Annotated in this window: 20 protein-coding genes, 1 tRNA gene and 2 pseudogenes; 16 read left to right on the top strand and 7 right to left on the bottom strand. The window is 58.8% G+C overall.

Annotation, left to right across the window (positions count from 1 at the left end):
- The first annotated feature begins 267 nt into the window (after positions 1-267).
- Positions 268-1,272 (top strand): LysR family transcriptional regulator, encoded by a 1,005-nt coding sequence (locus tag ACD590_RS16725; protein ID WP_018243174.1) that lies wholly within the window; start codon positions 268-270, stop codon positions 1,270-1,272.
- Between the two features lie 157 nt (positions 1,273-1,429).
- Complete coding sequence (locus ACD590_RS16730; protein WP_439003064.1) at positions 1,430-1,891, top strand: hypothetical protein; 462 nt, start codon at positions 1,430-1,432, stop codon at positions 1,889-1,891.
- On the opposite strand, the gene ACD590_RS16735 is transcribed toward ACD590_RS16730, so the two are convergent.
- Positions 1,892-2,173 carry a hypothetical protein gene (locus ACD590_RS16735; RefSeq protein WP_105006986.1) on the bottom strand — a complete coding sequence of 94 codons (282 nt, stop codon included), beginning with the start codon at positions 2,171-2,173 and terminating at the stop codon, positions 1,892-1,894. It abuts the gene before it with no gap.
- A 314-nt stretch (positions 2,174-2,487) separates the two neighbouring features.
- On the opposite strand from ACD590_RS16735, the gene iolG reads away from it, so the two are divergent.
- A complete protein-coding gene (iolG, locus tag ACD590_RS16740) occupies positions 2,488-3,480 on the top strand; it encodes an inositol 2-dehydrogenase (protein WP_018243177.1) in 993 nt (330 codons plus the stop codon).
- 258 nt (positions 3,481-3,738) lie between these two features.
- Here iolG and ACD590_RS16745 read toward each other — a convergent pair whose 3' ends face one another.
- A complete protein-coding gene (locus ACD590_RS16745; RefSeq protein ID WP_439003065.1) occupies positions 3,739-4,962 on the bottom strand; it encodes an ROK family transcriptional regulator in 1,224 nt (407 codons plus the stop codon).
- 227 nt (positions 4,963-5,189) lie between these two features.
- Here ACD590_RS16745 and xylF point away from each other — a divergent pair, with 227 nt between their 5' ends.
- From xylF to ACD590_RS16765, 4 genes are all read left to right on the top strand, one after another.
- Positions 5,190-6,230 (top strand): D-xylose ABC transporter substrate-binding protein, encoded by a 1,041-nt coding sequence (xylF, locus tag ACD590_RS16750; protein WP_018073829.1) that lies wholly within the window; start codon positions 5,190-5,192, stop codon positions 6,228-6,230.
- Positions 6,231-6,496: 266 nt separating this feature from the next.
- Positions 6,497-7,810 (top strand): sugar ABC transporter permease, encoded by a 1,314-nt coding sequence (locus tag ACD590_RS16755; RefSeq protein ID WP_018243179.1) that lies wholly within the window; start codon positions 6,497-6,499, stop codon positions 7,808-7,810.
- Between the two features lie 14 nt (positions 7,811-7,824).
- The gene (locus ACD590_RS16760; RefSeq protein ID WP_003542059.1) at positions 7,825-8,607 is read left to right on the top strand and encodes an ATP-binding cassette domain-containing protein; all 783 of its coding nucleotides are present in this window, start codon (positions 7,825-7,827) and stop codon (positions 8,605-8,607) included.
- 204 nt (positions 8,608-8,811) lie between these two features.
- Positions 8,812-8,888: transfer RNA gene (locus ACD590_RS16765), tRNA-Arg, on the top strand.
- Between the two features lie 901 nt (positions 8,889-9,789).
- Here ACD590_RS16765 and ACD590_RS16770 read toward each other — a convergent pair.
- The 3 genes and pseudogenes from ACD590_RS16770 to ACD590_RS16780 all read right to left on the bottom strand — a co-directional run.
- Positions 9,790-9,917 (bottom strand): annotated as a pseudogene (locus tag ACD590_RS16770) (transposase domain-containing protein); the annotation flags it as partial.
- A gap of 60 nt (positions 9,918-9,977) precedes the next feature.
- Positions 9,978-10,427, bottom strand: a complete 450-nt coding sequence (locus ACD590_RS16775) for a hypothetical protein (protein ID WP_018243180.1) — start codon at positions 10,425-10,427, stop codon at positions 9,978-9,980.
- 159 nt (positions 10,428-10,586) lie between these two features.
- A pseudogene (locus ACD590_RS16780) lies at positions 10,587-10,821 on the bottom strand (IS481 family transposase); the annotation flags it as partial.
- A 138-nt stretch (positions 10,822-10,959) separates the two neighbouring features.
- Here ACD590_RS16780 and ACD590_RS16785 point away from each other — a divergent pair.
- A complete protein-coding gene (locus ACD590_RS16785) occupies positions 10,960-12,381 on the top strand; it encodes a DUF882 domain-containing protein (protein ID WP_439003066.1) in 1,422 nt (473 codons plus the stop codon).
- A 64-nt stretch (positions 12,382-12,445) separates the two neighbouring features.
- Here ACD590_RS16785 and ACD590_RS16790 read toward each other — a convergent pair whose 3' ends face one another.
- Entirely contained in the window at positions 12,446-14,761 is a 2,316-nt protein-coding gene (locus ACD590_RS16790) for a rhodanese-like domain-containing protein (protein ID WP_439003551.1), read from the bottom strand.
- A gap of 574 nt (positions 14,762-15,335) precedes the next feature.
- Between ACD590_RS16790 and ACD590_RS16795 the strand changes: the two genes are divergently transcribed.
- From ACD590_RS16795 to ACD590_RS16825, 7 genes are all read left to right on the top strand, one after another.
- Complete coding sequence (locus ACD590_RS16795; RefSeq protein ID WP_334545174.1) at positions 15,336-15,563, top strand: hypothetical protein; 228 nt, start codon at positions 15,336-15,338, stop codon at positions 15,561-15,563.
- A 122-nt stretch (positions 15,564-15,685) separates the two neighbouring features.
- Positions 15,686-16,642, top strand: coding sequence for an NAD-dependent epimerase/dehydratase family protein (locus ACD590_RS16800; protein ID WP_247264439.1), 957 nt, complete (start codon positions 15,686-15,688; stop codon positions 16,640-16,642).
- Between the two features lie 31 nt (positions 16,643-16,673).
- Positions 16,674-17,891, top strand: coding sequence for a glycosyltransferase family 2 protein (locus tag ACD590_RS16805; protein ID WP_047618769.1), 1,218 nt, complete (start codon positions 16,674-16,676; stop codon positions 17,889-17,891).
- Entirely contained in the window at positions 17,885-20,887 is a 3,003-nt protein-coding gene (locus ACD590_RS16810) for a glycosyltransferase (RefSeq protein ID WP_439003067.1), read from the top strand. The genes ACD590_RS16805 and ACD590_RS16810 overlap by 7 nt, the downstream gene beginning before the upstream one ends.
- Positions 20,888-20,894: 7 nt before the next feature.
- Positions 20,895-21,974, top strand: a complete 1,080-nt coding sequence (locus ACD590_RS16815; RefSeq protein ID WP_439003068.1) for a glycosyltransferase family 2 protein — start codon at positions 20,895-20,897, stop codon at positions 21,972-21,974.
- The gene (locus tag ACD590_RS16820; protein WP_439003069.1) at positions 21,967-23,721 is read left to right on the top strand and encodes an ABC transporter ATP-binding protein; all 1,755 of its coding nucleotides are present in this window, start codon (positions 21,967-21,969) and stop codon (positions 23,719-23,721) included. The genes ACD590_RS16815 and ACD590_RS16820 overlap by 8 nt, the downstream gene beginning before the upstream one ends.
- Complete coding sequence (locus tag ACD590_RS16825; RefSeq protein WP_047618777.1) at positions 23,718-24,842, top strand: glycosyltransferase family 2 protein; 1,125 nt, start codon at positions 23,718-23,720, stop codon at positions 24,840-24,842. The genes ACD590_RS16820 and ACD590_RS16825 overlap by 4 nt, the downstream gene beginning before the upstream one ends.
- A gap of 810 nt (positions 24,843-25,652) precedes the next feature.
- On the opposite strand, the gene ACD590_RS16830 is transcribed toward ACD590_RS16825, so the two are convergent.
- Entirely contained in the window at positions 25,653-25,889 is a 237-nt protein-coding gene (locus ACD590_RS16830) for a hypothetical protein (protein ID WP_130729357.1), read from the bottom strand.
- Positions 25,890-26,109: 220 nt separating this feature from the next.
- Here ACD590_RS16830 and ACD590_RS16835 point away from each other — a divergent pair, with 220 nt between their 5' ends.
- Positions 26,110-26,316, top strand: coding sequence for a hypothetical protein (locus tag ACD590_RS16835; RefSeq protein ID WP_032980530.1), 207 nt, complete (start codon positions 26,110-26,112; stop codon positions 26,314-26,316).
- Positions 26,317-26,421: the final 105 nt, after the last annotated feature.

Genomic DNA, 26,421 nt, shown 5'->3' on the forward strand with positions numbered 1-26,421 from the left:
TCTCTCCCTTGTTAATAAGCAGCGGACGAAAAATCGCCCGCCCCGAAACTGTGGCAGGTTCCGTATTGGATAGTTACTTCAGATGGTGAGAAACGAAGTAGGTCTCCTCCACGATCTCACACGTGTTGAGTGCCAACCAGCACACGGCGGCAAACTGGTATGGATTCCTATAACTGTCAAATAGAATAAGTGCTAACGTGCATAACAATTTTGGTATATCGTTAAAAAGTATTACTTTTGATGGAGCGCAGCGAGGAGGATGCAACCATGACGGTTATTTCTGAGCCATTTTTGATGGATCACGTCGATATCCACAGCGATAATTTCGGCGATGACAGCCTTTTGCGTGCAGGACTTAAGTTGAATCACCTGCGGATGATCGTCGCAATCGAAGATAGCGGACAGATTTCCGCCGCAGCGGAGGTTCTGAACATTTCGCAGCCCGCCGCATCGCGGATGTTGTCCGAAATGGAATCAATCACCAAGACATCTCTCTATGAGCGCGTGGCCCGCGGCGTGGTGCTGACGACCTTCGGCGCAGCGCTTGCCCGGAGAGCCCGGAAGATCCTTTTGGAACTGCGCGAGGCGAGCCGCGAGATCGGCGAACTGAAAAGCGGCAAGGGCGGCTCGGTCTTCATCGGCTCGGTGACGGCGCCGGCCATGAGCCTCGTCGTGCCGGCGATCAACAAGGTGCGCAAGGCCTATCCCGGCATCGAGATCAACATCCAGGTGGAGACGAGCAACGTGCTTGCCCGCGAACTGCTCGCCGCCCGCCATGACTTCATCATCGGCCGCATTCCCGATGATCTCAACCCGCGCCTGTTCGAGGTGACGGAGATCGGCATCGAGCGGGCTTGCCTGATCGTGCGCAGCTGCCATCCGCTCATGAAGCAAAAGACCAGCAGCCTTTCCGACGTGAGGGATTATGACTGGGTGTTCCAGCCGCCGGGCACCCTGCTGCGCCGCACGATCGAAGACGTTTTCCTGTCGCAGGGTGTGGCGCTGCCGGAAAATATCGTCAACACCTCCTCGCTGCTTCTGACCTGCGCCATCATCTGCGAATCCGATGCGATCGCTCCGGTCGCCGTCGACGTCGCCCAGTTCCTTGCCAGCCAAGGCTCGAATGCCTCGGACGTATGCATGCTGCCGATCGATTTCGACATCAACGTCAAACCCTACAGCATGATCACGGCGAGGGAGCGGGCGCTGCCGCCGAGCGCAAGGCTGCTCTACGACATCATCCTCGAGGAGAGCCGCAAGCAGGCCGGCTGACGACATCCGCAAGCCCTGCGCCATCTTGCTCTCTTCTAATGCGCCTGGAGCAATCCAGCAAAAGTGTGCAGCGATTTTGCGTCCGGAATTGCGTGAACAAGGAGATAGAGCATTTCCGTGGTTCGAAGAAAAACGGAAATGCTCTCAAGGAAGGCGGATGCTGTTCGGGCAGTCGGTATTTCAATCAGTCCTCGAGCGGCTGAAGGCGGAGGACGAGACCGCCGAAGCGCCGGCCGCCCATCGCGTGTCCGGCCTCGGCACCGGGCTTGCCTTCGATGTCATGGAGGGGGTCTCAGTCGCGTCGCAGCGCGTCGGCCAGGCTTATTTCGACAATCTGGATCTCGATGCTGCCGCTGGGGTCGTGGAGAAACCGGCGTCTGCGCCTCCAGCCGAGCCCGTCATGCCGGACCATCTAACCCGCACGACACCGCAGGAGGTTGCCGCCGAACTGGCGATCTCCGCCGCCGATACGCCACTGACGCTCCGCGAGAAGCGCCGCGCCTTCGCCCGCGCCAATCATCCCGATGGCGTAGAATTGCCCTTCCGTGACAATGCGACGAAGCGCATGATGCTGGCCAATCTGCTGATCGACGAAGCGCTGCGGCGATTGAGCCGCTGACTATTCCGCCTGCCCGTCCTTCGAGGGTTTTTCAGCGGTCGCCGCGGGTTCGTCCTCGTCCTCGGCGTCAGGCTGCACGGGCGGCTCGATGGCCGGAGGCTGCGGATTGAAGGTCCAGAACAGCATATAGAAGGAATAGGCGCCTGCCCCGCCGGCCAGCACCGCCCAGAACGGATCGCCGGTGACAAGTTCGACCACGGCCCAGCCGAAGCAAACGGCAACGATGGCAATCCGCACCCAGAGGCGCCGATATGCCGGATGATTCGGATCGATGAGTTTCATTCCTGCCCCGCGGTCGCATTTGTCGCACTGCCTTCGGCCCGTGCCGCGATTGTCTCTAGAGACTTTCCTGGCCAGATTAAAGCATTCTCTTGGCTGAAAGGCCGGGCATCTCTCCGCCGGGATCACAGGCAATCGGCTCTGCCCTGACCAAAATCTGCTCCGGCAGAATACGTCAATCCCACCATGAAAGGCGCTGGTTCGAATCTTGCAAATGTGAAAGATCCGCGGGCTTGACGCGGTTCACAGAAGATGGAATGAAAATTCCAGAATATTGGCAATTCGGTTTATTTGTTCCGAATTCAAGGGAGGTTAGAATGACAGTGAGATTTGGTCTTCTCGGCGCCGGCCGCATCGGCAAGGTCCATGCAAAGGCCGTCAGCGGCGACGCCAATGCGACGCTCGTCGCGGTCGCCGACGCCTTTCCGCAGGCCGCCGAAGCGATCGCCTCCGCTTATGGCTGCGAAGTCCGCACCATCGAGGCGATCGAGGCAGCCAAGGATATCGACGCCGTCGTCATCTGCACGCCGACGGATACCCATGCCGATCTGATCGAACGCTTCGCCCGCGCAGGCAAGGCGATCTTCTGCGAAAAGCCGATCGATCTCGACGTCGCCCGCGTCAAGGCCTGCATCAAGGTGGTGGAAGAGACCGGCGCCAAGCTGATGGTCGGCTTCAACCGCCGCTTCGACCCGCATTTCATGGCGGTGCGCAAAGTCATCGACGAAGGCAAGATCGGCGATGTCGAAATGGTGACGATCACCTCGCGTGACCCCGGCGCTCCGCCGGTCGATTACATCAAGCGTTCCGGCGGCATCTTCCGCGACATGACGATTCATGACTTCGACATGGCCCGCTTCCTGCTCGGCGAAGAACCGGTGTCGGTTTTCGCGACCGCAGCAGTTCTCGTCGACAAGGCGATCGGCGAAGCTGGTGACTATGACAGCGTTTCGGTGATCCTGCAGACCAAGTCCGGCAAGCAGGCCATCATCTCCAACTCCCGCCGCGCCACCTATGGCTACGACCAGCGCATCGAGGCGCACGGCTCCAAGGGCCTCGTCTCGGCCGAAAACCAGCGCCCGGTCTCGATCGAAGTCGCAAACGGCGAAGGCTACACCCGCCCGCCGCTGCATGACTTCTTCATGACCCGTTATACCGAAGCCTATGCCAACGAGATCGCAGCCTTCATCGCCGCGATCGAGAAGGGCTCCAAGATCTCTCCATCAGGCGCCGATGGTCTCGCAGCGCTCGCGCTCGCCGATGCCGCGGTCCAGTCCGTTAAGGAAGGCAAGCTCATCAAGATCGGCTGACGGCCCTCTCCCGACCGGAAGCCATGCATGAGATGGCCGGGCACCCGCCCGGCCATTTCGCGTTTGGGGGCAAAGCCCCGAAGCCCGCCCCTCATCCCGCTGCCGCCACCTTCTCCCCGCAGGCGGGGAGAAGGGACAAGCAGCAATCTCTCCGTCCCCACACACTTCTCGCAGGGCACGTCCCCTCTCCCCGTCTTTACGGGGTGAGGGCTAGGGTGAGGGGCAGTCGGCCGCGCGAACCGGACAGCAGTAGCTCCCTCAATCCGCGCTCTGTACGCCAGAGAGAACGATATCCTCGTCGATCACCGACAGCGCCCGGTTCAGATGTCCTTCGAAGACCAGGATCTGCTCGTCGGCCACCACCCTGATCTCGGGCATGCCTTCCATGCGCACGATATGCGACTGCCCCAGACCCTCTTCGATCCCTTGCCGGAGAAGGTCGTAATAGCGGGTGCCCGGCCCGGTGATGGCGATCGGCATGCGCTCCGTCAGGCTCAGCATGCGCGACAGCCCGTTGCCGAGCGCCAGCCCTGCCTGGCGAAAGGCGAAGGCGGGGACGCGGTGGCCCTGGCGCGCCTTGGCGGCGATCTTGTCCAGTTCCGCCACCGGCACGAACTTTGCCGGAATCGTATCGAGCGGCACCTCGAAGGCGCTGCGCAGGATCGCGTAGAAACCGGCATAGGCCTCGATGCAGCCGCGGGTGCCGCAGCGGCAGAGCCCACCATTGGCCATGTGCAGCATGTGCCCGAAATTCGGCGCCGATATCTCCTGGCCCGTCTGGTTTCCGCGCCTGACGATGCCGAGCCCGACGCTATGGCCGAGCGAAAGGGCGGCGAGCGAACGGAAATCGGCGCCTTTCACCATCTCTTCACGCGCGCCGAGCGCTGCCGCGACCAGTAGCGTCTCGTTGTCGAGGATCACCTTGGCCCGCCATTCCGGCCGCAGTGCCGATTCGAAATCGATCTGGTCACTGCCGAAAATCGGCGACCAGACGAGAACCGGCTCGGTGGAATTGACCAGCCCCTTGCTGCTGATCGAGATCAGCAGCACCTTTTCTTGGCTGATCTTCGAGCGATCGAGAATACGCAAAAGCCCGGCCCGCACTGCCGCGACGAAGCGGCCAGCACCCGCAGGATCATGCGAACGTTCCTCGCTGAAGCGGTCGATCAGCTTGCCGGCATAATCGACCAGCGAATATTGCACCGCATCCGAGGAGATGATGACGACGATGAGATAGCCGCAATCGCGTCGCTGCCGCAGCAGCACGCGCGGCCGGCCGCGGCCGCTTGCCGGCTGATGTTCAGATTTTTCGATGATCTGGGCTTTTTCCAGCTCAGTGGTGATGGCCGAGATGGTGGCCGACGACAGCCCGGTGAAATCGGATATTTCGGTATGCGCGAGCGCACCGTGGCGACGCAGCACGGACAGCACGAGCACGCTGTTTCTCTGCCGGACCAGCTCCGTGCTCGACTTGGTCAGCATGAACGCCGCCCTCTCTCCCTGCTTGCTCCACCCTTGGTTTCCACTGCATCTCCAGCCGATGTTTCGCAAGGAAATTAAGCCGGCAGTGCAGTGTTGACAGTTGAAAAAATCTCTGACACTAAATTTCTCGACTGTCGAGAAAAAAATCCGAACCTTTCTCGACAGCTTTTCGCGGTGGCCGGAGGAAGCATGGGCTGGGCCGGTCGCAATCCACTCGGGAGGACATTATGAAGTCGATTTTGAAATTGATGGCCGGTGCGGCCATCCTCGTTTCCGTGCATACCGCTGCCATGGCTGCCGATCTCGTCGTCGGTGTTTCCTGGTCGAATTTCCAGGAAGAACGCTGGAAGACGGACGAAGCCGCCATCAAGAAGGCTCTCGAAGCCAAGGGCGCCAAGTATATTTCCGCTGACGCGCAGTCTTCTGCCGCAAAGCAGCTTACCGACGTCGAATCGCTGATCTCGCAGGGCGCCAACGCGCTGATCATTCTCGCCCAGGACTCCGACGCAATCGGCCCGGCGATCGAAAAGGCCGCCGCTGAAGGCATCCCGGTCGTCGGCTATGACCGCCTGATCGAAAACCCGGCTGCCTTCTACATTACCTTCGACAACAAGGAAGTCGGCCGCCTGCAGGCTGAGGGCGTTTTCAAGGCCAAGCCGGAAGGCAATTACGTCTTCATCAAGGGCTCGTCTTCCGATCCGAATGCTGACTTCCTGTTCTCGGGCCAGCAGGAAGTGCTGAAGGCCGCCATCGACGCCGGCAAGATCAAGAATGTCGGCGAGGCCTATACGGACGGCTGGCTGCCGGAGAACGCTCAGCGCAACATGGAGCAGTTCCTGACCGCCAACAACAACAAGGTTGACGCCGTCGTCGCATCGAATGACGGCACCGCCGGCGGCGCGATCGCTGCTCTCGACGCACAGGGCCTCGCCGGCTCCGTTCCGGTTTCCGGCCAGGACGGCGACAAGGCAGCACTCAACCGCATCGCTCTCGGCACGCAGACGGTTTCCGTCTGGAAAGACAGCCGCGAACTCGGCAAGCGCGCCGCTGAAATCGCTCTCGACCTCGCCGGCGGCAAGGACATGAGCAAGATCGACGGCGCCCAGGCTTTCAAGGGCGGCCCCAAGGGCGTCGAAATGCAGTCGGTCTTCCTGAAGCCGCTTGCGATCACCAAGGAAAACCTGAACGTCGTCATCGACGCCGGCTGGATCTCCAAGGCTGAAGCGTGCCAGGGCGTCAAGGCAGACAGCGTCGCTGCCTGCAAGTAAGCCAAGGGCTGTAAACTGAAATTGCCGGCGCCGCAGCGGAACACCGTTGCGGCGCCGGATGCGGATGAGAATTCCAACGACGAAGTTTTCTCCGCCTCGCCGCACCATCGCGGGTTTTCATTCCCTGCCGGAACGGTGTCGCGACGCCACGCGACCGGTTTCCGGAAGCATCGCGGTGGTGAGTTGAAGAACAGACGCATGACGCCGATGGCAGCCTCTAGCACGCCGGCGCGTCCGTCCAAACAAAGTGGGGGAACGGCAAACCCATGGCCGAAATGGTAAAATCCACAACATCAAGCGGACCGCGAGCGGCGGAAGCCAGTCCGGTGACCCGCTTCTTCCGCGCCACCGAGATCGACACGCGTCTGCTCGGCATGATCGGCGCGCTGATCATCATCTGGATCGGTTTCCACATCATCACCGGCGGTCTCTTCCTGACCCCGCGCAATCTCTGGAACCTCTCGGTCCAGACGACCGACATCGCCGTCATGACGACGGGCATGGTGCTGATCATCGTCACCCGCAACATCGACCTGTCGGTCGGTTCCGTGCTCGGCCTCTGCGGCATGATCATGGGCGTGACGCAGGCCAAGATCCTGCCGGAATATATCGGCTTCGACAGCCCCTTCACTTGGGCGATCACGCTGCTGGTCGGATTGGCGGCAGGCTGCCTGATCGGCGCCTTCCAGGGCATCATCATCGCCTTCCTCAACGTTCCCTCCTTCATCGTCACGCTCGGCGGCCTGCTCGTCTGGCGCGGCGCCACCTGGCTCGTCACCAGCGGCCAGACGGTTGCCCCGATGGACCAGACCTTCCGCATCATGGGCGGCGGCGCCGAGGGCTCGATCGGCGCCACCTGGAGCTGGATCGTCGGTATCGGCGCCTGCCTCTTCGTCATCGCAAGCATCGTCGGCTCACGCCGGCAGCGCCGGCGCTTCGGTTTCCCGCGCCGGCCGATGTGGGCTGAATATTTCCTCGCGGTCCTGAGCTGCGTGCTCATCCTCGGCGCGGTCTGGATCGCCAACAGCTATTACTGGCCGATCAACATCGCCAAGAAATATGCCGAGACCAACAATATTCCCTGGCCCGAAACCGGCCTGGACATTCCCTACGGCATCGCCGTGCCGGTGTTGATCGCGATCGTCGTCGGCATCATCATGACCTTCATCGCGACAAGGCTGCGCTTCGGCCGCTATGTCTTCGCGATTGGCGGCAACCCCGAAGCGGCCGAGCTCGCCGGTATCAAGACGCGCTGGGTGACCGTGCGCATCTTCGCGCTGATGGGCATTTTGGCCGCTATCGCGGCCGCGATTTCCACCGCCCGCCTCAACGCCGCAACGAACTCGCAGGGTACGCTCGACGAGCTCTACACCATCGCCGCCGCCGTCATCGGCGGAACGTCGCTGGCAGGCGGCACCGGCACCATCGCCGGCGCCATGCTCGGCGCGCTCGTCATGCAGTCGCTGCAATCGGGCATGGTGCTCGCGCATGTCGATACGCCGCTGCAGAGCGTCGTCGTCGGCACCGTCCTTGTCGTGGCGGTCTGGCTCGACACCGTCTACCGCGCCCGTGCCAAGTGAGAGGAGCCCCAGACATGGCTGATCAACGCACTCCCCTCGTGGAACTGAAAAACATCTCGATCTCCTTCGGCGGCATTCACGCCGTCGACAATGCCTCGGTCGATCTCTACCCCGGCGAAGTGGTCGCCCTGCTCGGCCACAACGGCGCCGGCAAGTCGACGCTCATCAAGATCCTCTCCGGCGCCTACAAGCGCGATGGCGGCGAGATCCTGATCAACGGCGAACCGGCCGACATCCGCAATCCGCGCGATGCCAAGAAATACGGGATCGAGACGATCTACCAGACGCTCGCCGTCGCCGACAATGTCGACGCCGCCGCCAACCTCTATCTCGGCCGCGAGCTGAAGACCCGCTGGGGCACGCTCGATGACGTCGCGATGGAAGCCTCGGCCCGGGAGGTGATGGGGCGCCTCAACCCCAACTTCAAGCGCTTCAAGGAACCGGTGAAGGCGCTCTCGGGCGGCCAGCGGCAATCGGTGGCAATCGCCCGTGCCATCCTCTTCAACGCCCGCATCCTGATCATGGACGAGCCGACGGCAGCGCTCGGCCCCCAGGAGACGGCGCAGGTCGGCGAATTGATCAAGCAGCTGAAGAAGGAAGGCATCGGCATCTTCCTCATCAGCCACGACATCCATGACGTCTTCGATCTGGCCGACCGCGTCTCGGTGATGAAAAACGGCCAGGTCGTCGGCCATGCCCGCACCGAGGACGTGACCAAGGACGAAGTGCTGGGGATGATCATTCTCGGCAAAGTGCCGCCAAAGGCAATCCCCGGCCCCGGCGCCATGCAGATCTGACCGCCGCCAGGCGACAGTCGACAACAATCACGCTCCGCCGCCCGCAAGGCCGGCGGAGTTTTCATATGCATTCACCGGACTGACGGATAAAAACGTCCGCCAAATCGCAAGCATCGGTATTTCCGAGAATTTCGCGATTGAAGCCAGCCGCAAGCTAGGCTAAGAACCACCCATCGGACAGGCGATTCAAACCGCCTTCGGCATGCACCCGTAGCTCAGCTGGATAGAGTGTTGGATTCCGATTCCAAAGGTCACAGGTTCGAATCCTGTCGGGTGCGCCAGTCTTTTCAAACGTTTATCGTATGTTTCCAAACCTGACTGCCATTCGCTCGACGGTCGCCGATGGATCACTCGCAGATTTGCGAGTCGACGCGTCCTGAAAAACTACTGGAATTGCACGGTCGGCCGGCAAGTCGATAACGCTCTTCAACTGAAAGTAAGGCTTCGCTACGACGTGGAGCCCGAAACAGGGAAACGAACTCAAAAAAATCTGTCGGCACGGGAACAATATGCTCCGTTGATCGTAAAACCTTCGGGTCGTGCGGAGATTCGTTACACTTCGCTATATGCGACCCACCTCAACCTTAGCCCCGCTCCATAGTGGGGCCTTTTTTGTGTCTGCGGCAGTGGTATGGGTGGCCCTCTGCACTAAGGCAGCGCCGTTGCGTTTACCTCGACGAGCGGCGTTGTGGACGGCAGACCTATCTAGCGACTCCGCCTGCGGATAAGCTCCGCAGGCGCCTCCTCCAGGCGAATTCGCGGTATCTAGCTCGGCGACGAGCATTACGAAGTTCCGACCGATTCCGGCACGTGCGACCGTCGACTTCTCCCACCCGAATAATCACATTGATGGTGTCCCCTCGGCGCTGACATCGACGAATTATCGCGAGTGAGTCGGACTTCGGTCCGATGGTAGACAGCAATCTCTCTGCTAATTTCCGTTCCGCTGAGACTGCAAAACTCAGCACGAAAAGGGTGTCTGCCCCTGATCCGGAGCACCCTTTTCAAACTCGTTTTCGGGAATCCCCCTTAACCCTCGGCACCGACGGTTTGCGGGCGACCAACCTTCCAATTGATCATAGGGTATAGGTAATCTGTCGGGGCATCTTGCGTGCGATGGTGTTGCCAGTTCCATCGCATCTTAAGCGGGCGGTCGTCAAAGTCGAAGTCTGTGATTTCCTTCCACAGCAATTGCTCATCGATACGGCTCTGCTTGTGACTATTGTCGATGGCAGTGAGCGTGGCGGTCAGATAGGTCTACGGATCGACGGCTCGATGAGCGAAGCAATGGTCGCCCTGTTCTCCTGCCCCTCGCCTTCAAATCGAACGTAGAACGGTCGCGCGCGTGAGCAACACGTTTTCGAGCAAGATCAACCCTGGTTTGGTAACGGCTTACCCTCGTAGCGCACGCGAAAATTCCTCCTGTGAAAATCCTGCTCGAAGCAGACGAAGACGAGTTCCAGGTCATTGGCGCTGTCGCGCTTCCCAAGGAGACTGAGCGTGACAACGATAACGCCACTGTATCCGCGCGTCAGGCGGAAAGCCGCGTTGCGGATGTCAGTCCCTTCTGGATCCCTCCGGTCTTCGCGGCGCTCATAGATGACCCAGAAGCGGGCAGCATCCCAAGTCTGCCGTAGGATTTGGCTGACCTCCGCCTTGAACTCTTCGGCATGCATTGCTGGCCCCCAAGACAATGCCGTCTCGCCCGCATCGCTAACGACATTGAGGTAACCGTCATATCGGTAGGCGCCTGACAGTGACCGTTCGATCATCTCGAATGCCGTGTTTTCGCTGATTGTTGTTTTGAAGAGAATTGCCATGGAATCGCTGCGTGCCGCTGCCGATATGTCGGTGAGACGGCGAGACTACTGGGTGTCGCCAGGGCGAGCAATGGTGACTTAATTGTCGGGCATCCGAGTCCGCGGCATCGTTCCGGAGATCTGCCTGCCCATACCGGAGACATAGGTAACAGAACGTCCCTAAGACATGGGTGACAACCTTGTGCCGAACGGGTTCTCGATGGTTTGCAAAGTCCTCTGCTCCAGATCGATATATCCGAGATCATAGCGCATGAAGCTGACGAGCCAAACGCCGTCATCGACCTCCTCGATGTCGAGCTCTGGCCGGCCATGACTGTGAAGATATTGATCTTCTTGCGGTACATGCAGATGCGGCCGCAATCGGTCACCAGTACGTCACGGTCGTGGAAGCGTATTTGTGCTTAGCTCCCATGAATGGGCGCAGGGGCGCGATTTCGCCTCGGGTTGGGGCCCGCATCCTCAATTCGCCGAGCTCACGCATCCGCTCGTTAGCAATTTGTTGACCATAAGCTGGCTTTACTAAGCGTGATGGATGCGGAGGTTCCCGCACGTCGTCGAGTGTTTGGTGTGGGCGGGTTTGTTCGTGTTGAAGTATCCAGTGCAAGGATTGTCGGGCGGGGCCTTGGGCGGAATTGCCATGCTCCTGTCGCGTGCGGAACGCTTCGTCGCGCAGACCATTCTGCCGGCTCTGTTCGCGCTGCCGGCACTTGTCGGTTCTGCATCATTTGCCTCGGCGGAAGATCGGGCCCTGAAGCTGTTCTTTACCCATACGGGCGAGAGGGCCACGATTACCTACAAGCGGGACGGAAAGTTCGATCCCAAGGGCCTCGCCCAGATCAATAGGTTTCTGCGCGACTGGCGAAGGAACGAGCCGACCCGGATGGATCCCCGGCTGCTCGACCTGGTCTGGGAGGTGTACAAGCGCAGCGGCGGCAAGGACTACATCCACATCGTCTCCGCCTATCGTTCGCCCACCACCAACAACATGCTCCGCAACCGTTCGCGCAGCACCGGCGTCGCCAAGAAGAGCCAGCACATGCTGGGCAAGGCAATGGATTTCTACGTTCCCGGCGTGAAGCTTTCGACGCTGCGCGCCCTTGCAATGCAGATGCAGGTCGGCGGTGTCGGATATTATCCGACCTCGGGATCGCCCTTCGTGCATCTCGACGTCGGCAATGTCAGGGCCTGGCCCCGCATGTCCCGGCAGGAACTCGCTCGAATATTCCCGAATGGGCAGACGATGCATCTGCCTGCCGATGGCCGGCCGCTGCCGGGATACAATCAGGCGATTGCGAACTACAAGAAGCGCGTCGGCCCCACCTCGATCCAGATCGCCAGCACCGCTGGAGACGACGAAGACGCAGGAGCCTCGACCAGGCCGAGCGGCGACACTAGAGATAACAACCTCGTGACGGCACTTCTGCCTGCGCCCCGAAGCCGGGCGTTGAATGCGCTGGCGCTGCAGACCGGCGCAGTCGAGCGGGATGACAAACGGTCCGCTCCGGACCTTGCATCTTTGCCGATTCCGATACCGGCGATGCGGCCGCCTGCCCTCGAGCACGACGCTGATATGGATGACAAACTGGAGACTGCGTCGATCGGCCCAATTGCCGTGCTTCCGGACAGCCCGGCGCCTGCATTGCCGGGCTACGCGCGCTTCGAACCCCTCCGTGTTGCACACCAGGCCGCCAAGCAGGGCGCTGATATGATCGCCTCCCTGCCGATGACCGCGTCCTGGGAAGAAGCAAGCTTCTTTGAATCGACGTCCGACGCGGCGCTGATGAAATGGGCGCTGCATTCTCCCGGCGAGGTGATGGAATTGAGCGCGCCTCGCGTTTCCCCCCGCGCGGTTCATCGTGAGGTCAATGCCGCGAAGTCCGGTGAGGACATCATTCCGGTCGCCGCCACAGACCTGTTCGATGCGAGCCGGTTTGCGTCGCCTCCAGAGGGCTGACCTCAATCATCAAGGCTTGATGCGCAGCACCTCTTACGACATGCGACTTCGGCGCGGTATCCGCTTAATGTCCCGGAGCGGTCTCTATGGGGTAGTGAGCATCCTCCCACGCGGGAAAGCCACCGGCAAAGTGGTAGACATTCTTAAACCCCCATACCAAGGCTTTGGCCGATGCGTAGGCGGAATCGCCGCAATATTTGCCATGGCATGAGAAGATCACTTCCTCCTCCCTGCTCACGGCCTTCGATAGCGTGTCCCTTGCCAGAACCTCCACGACCGATAGGTTGATGGCTCCCGGCGCATGCCCGCGACCAAAGCTCAGAGCGGTGCGCACATCAACGAGCTTGACGCCGCGGTCGTGCAGCCGCTTGGCCGTCGGGGCGTCTATTTCAGTGGCTCCCTTGATATTGTATTCCCCGTTGCTTTTGCCGATCAGGCGAGCGTATTCGTCATAGGAAATATCTGTGCCCGCTCCCTCCGGCACGCCGGCTTTGCGCAAGCCCTCCTTCAGGCGCTCGCGATAGGTCGAATCGTAGTTGAAAATGTCGCCGTACCAGTACCATCCCAGTTCCTGCACCGTCAGCGGCGAGTAGCCGGCGGGAACCGCGAGCGCGTTGTATTTTTCGATGTTTTCCTGAACGCCGTCCGTCCGCCCGAGGTGGCCGAAGCTCGACACCAGCGTGGCGTAATCTTCACTGACGTCTGATTGCCTGATCACCAGCAGTTCGAGGTTCTTCACCGCCTCCTCATATTTCTCCTGGTGGAACTGTGAAATCGCAAGAACCCTGAGATAGCTCGGCGGATATTGCGGGTCGACACGCATGGCTCGTTGCACTTCGCGTTCGGCTTCCGGAGCCTGGCCCGTTGCGTTCAAAATGCGCGCTTTGCTGAGGTGATTTTCGGGATCATTGGAATCGAGTTCCATGGCACGATTGATTTTGGCAAAGGCGTCAGCATACCGGCCCTGCCTTGCCAGCACCTCAGCGGAGATCGCATAGGCAAGCGAATTGGGCTTTCGAACCGCAAGAGCCAGGTGCCGATCCACACGTTCCATCGCCCTCTCGAAGCCAAGGTTGGCGGCCTCCCAATTGGAAACGGCAATCCTCCAATTCGCCGAAGCGAGCGCCGCATGAGCGCGGCTGTAATCGGGGTCGAGCTCGATCGCCTTTTCGAAAAAGGGAATTGCCTTGAGGGTTTCATTCTCGCTGTCGTGGCGCAGGTGATCCCAGCCTTGCAGCAAAGCGTCGTAAGCCTGCGCGCTATTCGTCTCCGCCTGCTCGGACTGAGATCGCTCCGCCATCGTGAACTTGACGGTGAGCGCAGACACGATCTCGCCGATGACCTTATCCTGAAGCGTAAAAATCTCGCTCATCGCGCCGTCATAGCGGTCAGCCCATAGATGATGGCCGCCGAGCGCGTCTATGAGCTGTGCGTTGATGCGAACCTGGTCCCCCTGGCGGCGCACGCTGCCTTCAAGGATATAACGGACCCCGAGTTCCTCGGCCACCTGCTGAACTTTGATGGGCTTGCCCTTGTAGGCGAAGGTGGAGTTTCGAGCGATAACAAAGATGCTGGACAGCTTCGAAAGGTCTGTGATCAGATCTTCCGTCATGCCGTCGGCGAAATAGGCCTGTTCCGGATCGGAACTGATGTTGTCGAACGGCAGGACGGCAATAGACGGCTTGTCAGGCAGCGGGAGTGCCATGCGAGCGATCGATGCCGTTTCCGCGCTGGTCGTCCATGGACCCAGCCATATTGCGACGACGGCAGCCACCAGAACCAGAGCCACCGCCGCGAGCGGTCCCCAACTGCGAAGACGCTGGATTTTGAACTGCCAGCGAGGAGCGTTTCCATCGAACAGCACGCGATAGGTGCGTACGGGGCGCGCGATGTTTTTGACATGCTGCTCGCCAATAAATTCAAGCGGCAGTTCGAGCTTGCCTTGCAAATGATCGAAAGCAGTGCCGGATACAAAAAGCCCTCCGGACTCACATATCTGCTCCAGGCGAGCAGCGACGTTGACCCCATCGCCCAGCAAATCATCGCCCTCCACGACGACGTCGCCCAGGTTGACGCCCATGCGGAACAGAAGCCGCTGTTGGGGCAGGATATCCACTTGCCGTGCTGCAACCTGCTTTTGCAGGGCAACCGCACATAGGACAGCATCCACGACGGAGCCAAATTCCACGATCGCGCCATCGCCCATGAGCTTCACTGTGCGTCCGTGATATTCCGCGAGCAGTGGGTCGAAGACTTCGGAGCGCAATCCCCTCATCGCGGCCAGCGTACCGGCCTCGTCATCCTCGATAAGTCTTGAATAACCAACGATATCGACGGCGAGAATTGCAACCAGCCGCCGCTCGGCATGATCGTCTCCCATGGTCATCCTCTCCAGCGAGGTGACGAAAGCCACGCTTAGCGGATCCTTCGGTCGACGGGAACACTCCTCCGGCCTCCGCTATTCTACTCCCGTTTCCTTCTCCAGACGAATGAACTCTTTCGAAATATGGCTTATCCGGTTCGCGCTGGTCATATCACCGCCTGCGCGACAAGCATGTCGACGTGTACGCCAATGAGTTCGTATTTCCGTTGGAACAGGCGAAGACACTTCCAGACGCATAGACCCGGCAAAATGTTGCGGTATCCTTGCCTGCCTGAAAAGGCGCGCGGGCGCCGTCGTTGGGACGGTCGAACTACGAAGCCCCCCGTTTCCGCGCGCGCAAACTCAGACCAAAGTCCGACCCACCCCGGACTTCGTGCCCATACAAAACCTTCGCCCGCTGTAATAACAATAATATATTCTCAAGTAACGAGGCGAGGCGATGTGAGAAACTGCGTTCACTTCATTGGATCGCATTTACGTGACGACTTCTACTTGGAAAATGATACCCAGAAACTGGTTGTTGTTGACAATCTTTGCACCAGACCTTTCGAAAATATAGCACATATTCGGGATGCCCGTTTTCACAGGCAACCTCAACTCCCTGGATCCGGAGTTCGTCGGAGAGGTTCTCGATACCATGCCGGCTCCTTCGATCGAACCCGCAAATGGCGGCGGCCGTCTCATGGGGATAGTCGAGATCGGGCAGGTCGTCATGATCGCGCCACGATCGGCTGTAGCATCCGGTCCGGCCCGGCTGCTCGTCATCGAGCGCGGCATCGACAGAAACACCTTAAAGTAGGTACTTTTAACAATTGACATTAATAAGTGAGTATTTCTTAGAACTCTTCTAAAGAATTGTCATGCATTACAGGCAATGCTAATAAACAAGTAGCTTAATCTCAAGTCATGAGGCACGAAGCAATGAAAAGCGTATTGATTTCTGGCGGGGCTGGCTTCATCGGATCCCACTTGTGTGATCGACTTTTGCTGAGGACGGATATTCAGAAGCTGGTCGTTGTTGACAACCTCTGGACCGGGCTTTTCGAAAATATCGCGCACATCCGGGACCCCCGTTTCCACTTCGTGAAATCCGACGTCGAGACACTGCAGACCTCGGATAAATTCGACGAAATCTATCACCTTGCATCCCCCGCATCGCCGCCATGGTACATGAAGGAGCCGAAGAGAACGATCTCCGCCAATCTTCTCGGGGCATTCCGGTTGCTCGACTTGCTGAAGAAAGGCGGACGTTTCGGTTTCACCTCTTCTTCCGAAGTCTATGGCGATCCTCTGGTGTCGCCGCAGCCCGAATCCTACAAGGGTCAGGTCGACTGCACCGGACCGCGCTCATCCTACGACGAGAGCAAAAGGTGCACGGAGTCGCTGCTGTTCGAGATGCAGCGTACCCAAGGGCTCGACGTCAAGATCGTTCGCCCCTTCAACATCTATGGTCCGCGGACACGCTCCGACGATGGTCGCGCGGTCTCCAACTTCATCACTCAGGCGCTTTCGGGTCGCCCGATTACCGTGTTCGGCGACGGCCTTCAGTCACGCAGCTGGGGCTATGTCGACGACATTGTCGACGGCTTCGCGAGATATTTCTGGATGAATCAAACCGACTATAAGGGGCCACTGAACGTCGGCAATGATCGCGAGATTTCGGTTCTCGAGGTCGCGCAATATGTCTCCAAACTCGTCGGCGGCGTGCCGATCGTCTTCGAGCCGTCACCGCCGCAGGACCCCACGAACAGACGGCCGGACCTGACCAATGCGCACTATGTCATGCCCGAGTGGTCGTGCAAAATCACCTACGAACAGGGCGTGGCGATGACGCTCGATTGGTTCAGGGACCAAATGAAGGCGCACGCGGCCGAATAAACCACGATGACTTTCGAGACTCGCGTCCTGGATGCAGGTGGCGTATGTTCACGGTGCGATTGAGAGAGTAATGATGCGAGAACCAATTCCGTCCGATCTGAAGGATATAAGTTTTCCCATACCGATTCACTATCTCGATCTCGCCACCTCTCACCTCGCCGATTCGCCCCCGGTCTCCGATGGGCTCGTGGTCTTTCTGTCGGATGGTCTTCCCGTAGGACAAGCCTATATCGAAAGGCCCGAGGCGGCAGCGGCACTCGCTGAGCGTGTCGTGCGGCCCGAGACGCTCGAGCATGCGCGTCAAGTCGCGCAAACCCCTGTGGGCAACCGTGACGTCAGCATTCTGATTTGCACAAAGGACCGGCCGGAGGAACTACGCCGTTGCCTGGCCTCGATCCCCAAACAGTCGCTCAGCCCCGTCGAGATCATCGTGGTGGATAATGCCTCTGCAGGCGAGGCAACGCGTCGCGTGGTAGAGGAATCGGGCGCAACCTATGTCCGTGAAGATCGAGTCGGGCTGGATTATGCGCGCAATGCGGCGGTTCGTGCGGCAAGAACCGAATTCGTCGCGTTTACGGACGATGACGTCGTCCTCCATGAGCGATGGCTGGAGAACCTGATGAAGGGGTTCGATCTGCCGGAGATCGCCTGCGTCACCGGGTTGGTCCTTCCCGGAGAACTCGCAACGCCTGCGCAGTTTATCTTCGAAAAGCATTGGGGTTTCGGCCGTGGCTATCTGCGGCAGGATTTCAATCAGGACTTCTATACCAGGGATGCACGTTACGGCGCTCCGGTCTGGACGATAGGAGCCGGCGCAAGTCAGGCCATCCGCCGCAAGGTCTTCGACGAGATCGGCCTGTTCGATGTCCGCCTGGACATGGGCGCTGCCGGATGCTCAGGCGATTCCGAATACTGGAACCGGCTCCTCCATCATGGTCATGTCTGCCGCTACGAGCCGACGGCGGTCGCCTGGCACTTTCATCGCAAGGATATGAAGGGGCTCGCCAAACAAATCTACCAATATATGAGTGGCCATGTCGCAGCCCTGCTGGTCCAGTATCAGAACACAGGAAATAACGCCAATCTGCGGCGCATCCTGCTCTCGTTTCCGAAATATTACGCCGGAAGGCTCCGAAGACGGCTTCGCAAAGGCACGACGTCGCACGACGTCTTCCTGAAGCAGGAGATGCTCGGAAGCGTAAATGGCGCTCTCTACGTTCTGCGGCGATGGAAGAGGCCCGCATGGTGATCGCCGCAACGCCTGACATTTCATTCCTCATCCCCGCCTACAATGCAGCCGATACGCTAGCCGAATGTCTTGCCAGCCTGCAGCAGCAGTCGCGATCGAACTGGCAGGCCGTCGTGGTCGATGACGGCTCGACCGACCGCACCTGGGAGGTTCTCGAGAGCATCGCAAACACGGACAGCCGCATTCTCCCCGCCCGTCAGCCGAATGCTGGTGCGGCCGCGGCGCGAAATCACGCCGCAAGACTGGCAGCCGCGCCCCTGCTCTGCATGCTGGATGCCGACGACTGGCTGGATCCGACCTTCATCGAAAACATGCAGCCAGTGGCGGAGAATTCATCTCCAGCAGTTATCGCCTATTGCGCCTTCCGCCGCGTCGCCCCGGACGGCAGGCTTATGCAGGTAGAACAACCTCCCATCTTGACGGGAGACGTCGCCAAGCGTGAGTTCTCCTCTTTTTGTGCACTCGCCATCCATACGGTTGTCTTTCCCAGAAGCCTTTTTGAGCTAGTGGGAGGCATGGATGAGACCTTGCAGACCTGCGAGGACTGGGATCTCTGGCTTCGCATGGCCTTTTCCGGCGCCGAATTTCGTCGCGTCGACCAATGCCTCGCTTTCTATCGCATGAAGGTGGACTCGCTCTCCGGCGATCCAATCAAGATGGTGCGTGACGCCATTCGCGTGACATCGAAGGCGCAAGCGCTGCAGACGCAGCAAGGCTTGTCGGCCGAGGGGCCGGAGACAGGCTGGATAACGCCCCCCGTCAGCCAGCTGCGCATGCTCGCCTGGGTCGTGTCGGCCGGGCTCGACCCGAAGGTGGATATTGCAGCCCTTGCAGCGCTTCTGCCTGAGATGCCGGACGCTGGGGGCTACGAAAACTTTCTTGCCGGTGTAATCCTGCATGGCCTGCAGACCGGGCTCTCTATGGATCGCGCCGACGATCTCGTTGATGTGCTCGACAAATGGCGGCCGGCGTTCCTTTCGCTCATCCAGCTGATTGAGAAAAATTCCTTACCCGGCACTGGGCGCAAGATCATTGAGGCCGTGTCTTGGCACATATCCGCCGCAAACGCTTTGCGATCATTCGCGCTTGGCAATGTCCAAGTGGTCAGTGCCGCGCTCGAAACGCTTTCGCGAATCCCCAAGGCCGAGCCAGCCGACACGCTCGTCATGCACGCCCTGTCCGGCGGACAGCACGTCGGCACCTTTGTCGGGCCGCTCTGGGGCGATCTATCGATCCGGGCGCAGATCAGGCTGATCATGCATGAGATGCAGGCCGAAGAGCATCTGCAAAACCCGCCCACGCTCGCCTATATCAGTTCCTGGACAAGGGAGGCGCTACGCGGATACAGAGCCTTCGGCGGCCTCATCATCCGGAACGGCCGTCGGCGAGGACGTCTCGAACGGCTTTTGGCGCATCTCGGACGCAAGGCTCTCCTTGCCTCCGCGCCAAGCGACAAACAAGACAACGACGCCCGACTGTCCGACATCCTTCGGAATCTCGAGCGAGATCCAGCCCCCCTGTTTTCAGACCCCTCTGGCCCGCAGCCGGAGGAAAGAAACGCCGCTCCCCCCGTTCGCTCGGAAGAAGAGTACTGGGAACATATCTTCGAACGTCCCGATCCATGGAACTACGTTTCGGTCTACGAGCAGGTTAAATATGAGCAGACGTTGAACCTGATCCCGGAAGGGATCGAGAAGGCCCTGGAACTCGCCTGCGCCGAAGGGATTTTCACCGAAAAGCTGGCGCGAAGGGTCGGCCGGCTGACGGCCACCGATATTTCCCAGCGGGCAATCGACAGGGCGGTCGAGCGCTGCCGAGACCATCGAAACGTCGAGCTTCGCGTGCTTGACTTCGTCAAGAGCGATGTTCCGCCCGAACAAGACCTCGTTATCTGCTCCGAAGTCCTTTACTACATGAAAGACGAGGAGATGCTTGCGGCAGTCTGTGAGAAGATGGCCGCAGCGGTGAAGCCGAACGGCTATCTGATTACCGCCCATGCGCATATCCGTGAGGACGAACCCGCCCGGACGGGCTTCGACTGGGGCAATCCCTTCGGTGTCGGGACGATCAAACAGGTCCTGGCCGCACAAGCTGATCTGGCCCTGGAAGAGACGATCGAGACCGAACTCTACGCCATCCACCGGTTCCGAAAAGGTCCCGTGGCCGATCCCGTCCTGCGCATCGAGGGTCATGGAACCCCACTGGACGCGGATGTGGCGAAACACATCATCTGGGGGCCGGCTGGCGTAAACCGTGAGGTAGCATGGACGACGGAGGTCACGACCTCGGTTCCCATTCTCATGTATCACAGGATCGCGGAGCAAGGACCCACGGCACTCCGGCGCTTCCGCACCCCGCCGGAGATCTTCCGCAGGCAGATGCAGTTCCTTCGGCGACAGGGTTTTTATACCCTAACGGCGCAGACCCTGGCGGATCTTCTGCGCAGCGGCAAGCCGATTCAGGGCCGGCCTGTCATGCTGACTTTCGACGACGCCTACCTGGACTTCCTGACGGACGCCTTCCCGATCCTTGCCGAGAATGATTTCAGCGCCGAGGTGTTCGTCGTGACCGATAAAGTCGGCGGTCGGTCAGACTGGGATTCGGCCTATGGAGAACCTGCGCCGCTGATGTCGTGGTCGAACATTCAGGAGTTGCACCAAAAGGGCATCTGCTTCGGCTCCCACCTCGCATCCCACACACCAGCCAGTGCGATGGACAACGAAGTCTTTTTGGCCGAAGCCATGCTGTCGCGCAATGCGCTGCAGAGCCGACTGGGCACCTCCGTGGAATCGATCGCGCTTCCCTATGGCGGGACAGACTTCAGGGTCCCGGGCATTCTGGCGCTTGCCGGCTACGGGATCGGCTTCACGACACGGCCGGCAAAAGCCACATTTTCCGATAATCTCTTCGGTCTGCCACGCCTCGAAGTCCGTGGCGATCACCCTCTTGAGGCCTTCCCTGAACTTATGGGCCTGCCGGGAGCTTATATCGGATGACAATACCATGACTGGCGTTGCGGCCCCTCTCATCACCGTCGTCATACCGGCTTACAACGCCGAGAAGACGCTTGCCGAAACATTGCAAAGTGTCTCCAGCCAGTCCTACGACAAGCTCGAAATCCTTGTGGTCGACGACGGGTCGCGGGATAGTACGTTCGAACTTGCCAGCGACTATGGCCTGACCGATCGCCGTGTACGGGTTCTCCGCCAGGAGAATGGAGGGGTTGCGCGCGCGCGCAACCGCGGCATCCAGGAGGCCCGCGGCCCCTACATCGCCCCGGTTGATGCCGATGACACATGGCATCCCAGCAAGATCGAGCTCCAGCTTCAGGCGCTGCGGAAATTTCCCGACGGACAGGGGGTCGCCTACAACTGGTATGCGGCGATCGACGAGAACGGCATCATTTTCGGCCATTCACGACCGGTCATGCATCAAGGAAACATCTTCGAACCTCTGCTGAGGGAAAATTTCATCGGCAATGGCAGCACACCCCTGATGCCGCGCACGGAGATCCTTCGCTGCGGCGGCTATGACGCCGGCCTGCGCGACAACGGGGCCGAGGGATGTGAAGATCTGAAACTTTATCTGGCCTTGGCCGAGACGCTGCCCTTCGCATTGGTTCCCGATTTCCTGACCGGTTATCGCTTCACCAAGGGAAATATGTCCAGCAACGCCTACCGGATGCTGAAGTCCCATGCGCTGGTGATGGCCCCGATCATCGAACGCTATCCGAAGCTTGCGCGCGATATCCGGACAGCGGAATTCAACACGGCGAGCTGGTATTTCAAGAAGGCGTTTCTTGGCAACGATTATGCGCAAGTCAACAAGCTGGCGCCGATGATGGTAAGAAAATACTCCTTGCAGCTCATCGTCCATGGCGTGCAGCAAGGCTGGCGCCAGGCGAAACGCAACGCCAGGGGTATAGCAAAGCGCGCGCTCGGCAAACCTCCGGCCCGGCCAAAAACCCGCTTCGCCGGCGCGATCATTCCGCAACCCGGAACAGCATTTAGCGATCGTTTCACGGCCATGCCTGCCAGGGAAGCAACTGGCCTGACCTCTTCGCGGATGGTCAACAATGAATAGGTTTCGAAAGCCGCCTTCCGCCATGCCCGCAAGAGCCTACAACCTGGTCGTTGCGTCTCGATTTCGCGAGCTTCTGCAACTCGTACCGGCGCTGCGGCTCAAGATGACGGTGATGATCGTCCTGGGAATTCTCACAGGGTTCTCGGAAATGGTCGGCATCACCTTTCTGGTCAGCCTCGTCTTTCTTCTCGGGCAGCAAGGACCCGTTTCCGGCTCCGCCGTCGCATGGCTTCCAGCGATTTTCGGCGGCATCGACCTCAGTCTTTCGAAGCCTGTCCTGATCGGCATCCTCATCGGCTCCATCCTGTTCCGGATTTTATTGGGATGCGCCAATTCACTGATTGCAAGCGCAGTGAACCACCGGATTAGCGACCGCATGCGAGACCGCCTCTACGCCAAGGTCTTGACCATGCCCTTCCAGCGCTTTCAAGACTATGAGCGCAGCGACCTGATCAACGTCATCGCGACCGAATCCTATGCGGTATCGTCGGCGCATGCCAGTCTGGTACGGCTGGGGGTGAATTTCGGTACGATTGTGATATTCGGCGTCGGCATGCTGATAATGGCCTGGCCGATCGCGTTGCTGGCTCTCGCCTTCGGCTTCATCCATAATTTTGTATTGGGTTTCTTTGCCGGTGCCTACCGCCGTCTCGGTGCCTCTGCACTGGCTGCGGTGGAAGCATTGACACAGTTGAGCTGGACAACGCTGCAGACTTTGAAGGCCGTCAAAAGCTTCGGCATGGAAAAGCGCCACCAACAACTCTTCGAGGCGCTTTCCAACGACGTCGGCCAGACCTGGCGCCGGTCAGACGGGATGGGAGCGATAACCTCGCTTCTCAGCGAAATGCTGACCTTCGGAGTCATCCTGACGATCATTCTGTCTTCGGAATTCCTGCCGGTCGATTTCAAGGCGGCGCTCTCGGCCACGATCCTTCTCTACAGGCTTCAGCCGCATATCAAGGGATTCGATTCCCAGATTCTCAGCCTTTACGAGATGGAAGCGTCCCTGCAAAACGTTCTGGCCCTGCTTTCAGAGAAGGATGACATCAAGCAGGCATCGCAAGGGGAGAAGGTAAGCCGCCTGGCGGAGGCGATTGTCTTCCACAACATCTCCTTTGCCTATGAGCGATCGAACGCCCCGGCGGTTCACGATCTCAGCTTCGCAATCAGAGCAGGCGAGACGACGGCTCTGACGGGGCCGAGTGGCTCCGGCAAAACCACGATCCTCAATATGATTCTCGATCTCAACCCGCCGACCCAGGGGCTGATCACAGTCGACGGCAGGGATCTGACAACCATCGACCGGTCCAGCTGGCTGCAACTGCTCTCCGTGTCGGGCCAGGATGTTGAACTGATGGAAGGCACGGTCCTCGACAACATCCGGTTTCGTCGCGATATCTCGGAGCAGGATATCCGCTGGGCGGCCGATGTGGCCTGCGCAACGGAATTCATCAAAGATCTGCCGTATGGCTTTGATGAATGGCTGGGCGACGAGGCGATCCGGCTTTCGGGCGGACAAAGGCAGCGCATAGGTCTGGCGCGCGCGCTCGCCGGCCGGCCTCAGATCCTGCTGCTGGACGAAGCAACAAGCGCACTCGACGAAGAGACCGAGATGCGGGTGTTTTCGGCGATGAAAGAAGACGCCGGCAGAACGCTGATCGTCGTTAGCCATCGGCCCGCTGTGGCCAGGCTGATGAAGAACCGGATCGATCTCCGCCCCCCCACCCCCACATCCAAGCTCGGGTGACAGCGATGGAGATGCCAACCACATCCCGCATTCAAGTGGCCGTCATTATCCCTGCTTATAACGCCAGCCGCTACCTTGCCCACACGCTCCAGTCGGTCAGCAACCAGACCCACAAGGCGCTGGAAATCGTCATCATCGACGACGGTTCGACGGACGACACGGTCTCGATCTGTCGCCGCTTCGCCGCGGGCGACCCAAGGATGCGGATTCTGTCGACCGAAAACCGTGGCGTCGCTGCGGCCCGCAATACCGGAATAAAAGCATCGAAATCCGCCTATATCGCCTTCCTCGATGCGGACGACATATGGCATCCGACTTATGTCGAAAGAATGCTTGCGGCGCTCCATCCCCTGCCGGACGCCTGGGGCGCGGTCTATGCCCTTCACCGCTTCATCGATACCGAAGGATATTGCACGAGATCCGGTTCGTCGCTGAACGCCCGGGACAGCATTCTCAACCGTCATCTCGTATTCCGCTTCGTCGGCAATGGCAGCGGCTTCATGGTTCGCCGCGCTGTCGTCGACAAGATCGGCGGCTACGATTCAAGCTATGCCAGAAAGGGGATTGGAGGATGCGAGGATTTCGATTTCGAACTCCGCACCGCTGAACATTTCAAGATCGAGACGGTGCCGTTGGGTCTGGTGGGCTATCGCTCACATTCCGCAGCCATGTCTTCAGACAGGTCGCGGATGGCGCGATCGCTTCTGGCGGTGACCGAGCGATGTATCGCTCGCAATCCCCAGCTTCCGGCATTTGTCGTCAGCTGCGCCCGCGCGTCGGCGCATCTTTATGCATTTTCAAAATTTGCCGCTTTGAAAGATTGGCCCAGCGCTGCAACCTCGCTCAAACACATTTATCATCATAGCCCTATGGTCGCCTCCGGCGTCCTCGCCAGATTGATCTTTACAAAATCTGACAGAGCCGCACGCAGGGCGTTGTCGAAAATCTGGCCAGCGAGGGAGCAAAAGCAAAAGAATCTGAGGAAATTCGAAGAGATAGACCCGCTTCTGCCCTTGGTCGGCGGTTGGTCTCGCTTCAGAACGAAGACATTGCTCAGCCGCTTATCTGAGATCGATCGGTCTGACGAATGCGCTGCGGCGACCTCATTGCAGGAGGCTTGAATCTGTCGGCTGAACGGCTGTCGACGGCGTTTTCCGCTCGGCCGCTATTGTCGCGCCGAAGAGATCGAGCGCCGTCAAACATCCAAAGGTTTGAAACCCCTTCCTTTCCATCAGCCTGGTGACTATCTCACTATTTTGTACTATGAAATTTTATATTGATGTAGAATAGCAATTGCTAAAAAAGAGAGTAATCTAAAGAAAAAAAGAACTACCCCAATAATGATCTTCGACAATGTCGAATTTAACTGAAATCATACCTACGTACAGTGCAGGCATTCCGACTGGAGGACCCGTCACCCACCCCGGCGGGTCCTCAACTTTGCTTCTCGGCTGGTTGCACAAATGCGGTCGCCGTTGTCGCTGCATCAGCGTAGATAGATCTTCCTTCGGATGACGATATTACGCTGTTGAGATCGGCTTGATGAGAAAATCCCGCGTCATCGGCAAGTGACGGTCGAATTTCCGGCTTTCCCTGCTTAATATTTTGACCATAATTGCAATTTATCTCCGGATATTTCGAGATCAGCAATGAAATTGCGGAAGCGGAGCAATCGTCATGAAGTTGATATTGTTTTCCAATAGAAGTTTATAATTATCGCTGCTGTTCCCAAGAAGAACGCACCCTATGATTATAGTTTGATATAATTTCAATCGTCTTATAATTGATGTTTAAATACAACCATTATCTGAAAACAATAAATTTACCTTTTGATAAATTTTATTTGTTCTACTCAATTATCGTTATTGGTTTTATTAGCTCCTTCATTTCACAAGAATCGGCGTTTAGCTTTCGGAGAAATCTCCCGAAAGTTATTTCCCTCCCCGGTTCTCAACGGTCCGACAACCTGCCGGCGCACTGGTGAGGTTGTTACGGCCGATGGCCCAATAGTCCTGGGCTGGCCGGGCGTGGAAAAGTTGCCGATGCAATTTAACACCGCCGCACGAAATATTAACAACCTGATAAATAAAGTTATTATACAATTCAATACGATCTGGACTGGCCGATTCAGCCAACAGCATTCGGCCTGTCACATCAAGTCTCGGCATATGAGGCTGTCCTTGCGGCGTCAGAAATTCCTATCCTCTTGGCGAGATATGCTTGGGCGAAGTTGGACAGTCCTGATTCAATACATCGGAGGCCCCGACATGCCCCGACCTGTGTCGAAATGGTCGCACCTCGCCAGCGAATTAACCCTTCATAAAGCATTTGCTTGCTCAACTTATAATTTGTGTCATGGTCACTGTAAGTAGCGAGGGAGCCGACCTGATGAGTGATATGGCATCGCAGATTCCGGAATTTGGTTACGATGAGCGCGTGATGATCTGCCGGAAGCAGATCGAAAAGGCGGTCTATCAGTTCATTACAAATACGAAGGTCGAGGGATGCGATCCGGCGGAAGTCGCTATGGCCATCGCAGACATTGCCGACGATTACATTTTGCTGCTGGCCCAGAAGCGCAATTTGACCCATTGAGGTCAACGGATCGGCCGCCAATCGGCCGATCGTCCGCACGATGTGTGAGACCCAAAATCGCCGCCGCTTCCGCGCGCGCGGCCCAGAACGAGGCGGGCTTCTCCC

Origin of the sequence: Rhizobium sp. 862_C5_N1_2 (genome assembly GCF_051811205.1) — a bacterium.
Lineage (GTDB): Bacteria > Pseudomonadota > Alphaproteobacteria > Rhizobiales > Rhizobiaceae > Rhizobium > Rhizobium leguminosarum.

What these genes read in the sequence shown, in the direction of transcription:
- ACD590_RS16760 (WP_003542059.1), top strand. Translation starts at nt 7,825, where the DNA reads ATGGCTGATCAACGCACTCCCCTCGTGGAACTGAAAAACATCTCGATC.
- ACD590_RS16785 (WP_439003066.1), top strand. Translation starts at nt 10,960, where the DNA reads ATGCGGAGGTTCCCGCACGTCGTCGAGTGTTTGGTGTGGGCGGGTTTG.
- ACD590_RS16800 (WP_247264439.1), top strand. Translation starts at nt 15,686, where the DNA reads ATGAAAAGCGTATTGATTTCTGGCGGGGCTGGCTTCATCGGATCCCAC.
- ACD590_RS16815 (WP_439003068.1), top strand. Translation starts at nt 20,895, where the DNA reads ATGACTGGCGTTGCGGCCCCTCTCATCACCGTCGTCATACCGGCTTAC.
- ACD590_RS16755 (WP_018243179.1), top strand. Translation starts at nt 6,497, where the DNA reads ATGGCCGAAATGGTAAAATCCACAACATCAAGCGGACCGCGAGCGGCG.
- ACD590_RS16730 (WP_439003064.1), top strand. Translation starts at nt 1,430, where the DNA reads ATGCTGTTCGGGCAGTCGGTATTTCAATCAGTCCTCGAGCGGCTGAAG.
- iolG (WP_018243177.1), top strand. Translation starts at nt 2,488, where the DNA reads ATGACAGTGAGATTTGGTCTTCTCGGCGCCGGCCGCATCGGCAAGGTC.
- ACD590_RS16805 (WP_047618769.1), top strand. Translation starts at nt 16,674, where the DNA reads ATGCAGGTGGCGTATGTTCACGGTGCGATTGAGAGAGTAATGATGCGA.
- ACD590_RS16830 (WP_130729357.1), bottom strand. Translation starts at nt 25,889, where the DNA reads ATGCCGAGACTTGATGTGACAGGCCGAATGCTGTTGGCTGAATCGGCC.
- xylF (WP_018073829.1), top strand. Translation starts at nt 5,190, where the DNA reads ATGAAGTCGATTTTGAAATTGATGGCCGGTGCGGCCATCCTCGTTTCC.
- ACD590_RS16835 (WP_032980530.1), top strand. Translation starts at nt 26,110, where the DNA reads ATGAGTGATATGGCATCGCAGATTCCGGAATTTGGTTACGATGAGCGC.
- ACD590_RS16725 (WP_018243174.1), top strand. Translation starts at nt 268, where the DNA reads ATGACGGTTATTTCTGAGCCATTTTTGATGGATCACGTCGATATCCAC.
- ACD590_RS16735 (WP_105006986.1), bottom strand. Translation starts at nt 2,173, where the DNA reads ATGAAACTCATCGATCCGAATCATCCGGCATATCGGCGCCTCTGGGTG.
- ACD590_RS16745 (WP_439003065.1), bottom strand. Translation starts at nt 4,962, where the DNA reads ATGCTGACCAAGTCGAGCACGGAGCTGGTCCGGCAGAGAAACAGCGTG.
- ACD590_RS16775 (WP_018243180.1), bottom strand. Translation starts at nt 10,427, where the DNA reads ATGGCAATTCTCTTCAAAACAACAATCAGCGAAAACACGGCATTCGAG.
- ACD590_RS16820 (WP_439003069.1), top strand. Translation starts at nt 21,967, where the DNA reads ATGAATAGGTTTCGAAAGCCGCCTTCCGCCATGCCCGCAAGAGCCTAC.
- ACD590_RS16795 (WP_334545174.1), top strand. Translation starts at nt 15,336, where the DNA reads ATGCCCGTTTTCACAGGCAACCTCAACTCCCTGGATCCGGAGTTCGTC.
- ACD590_RS16810 (WP_439003067.1), top strand. Translation starts at nt 17,885, where the DNA reads ATGGTGATCGCCGCAACGCCTGACATTTCATTCCTCATCCCCGCCTAC.
- ACD590_RS16790 (WP_439003551.1), bottom strand. Translation starts at nt 14,761, where the DNA reads ATGGGAGACGATCATGCCGAGCGGCGGCTGGTTGCAATTCTCGCCGTC.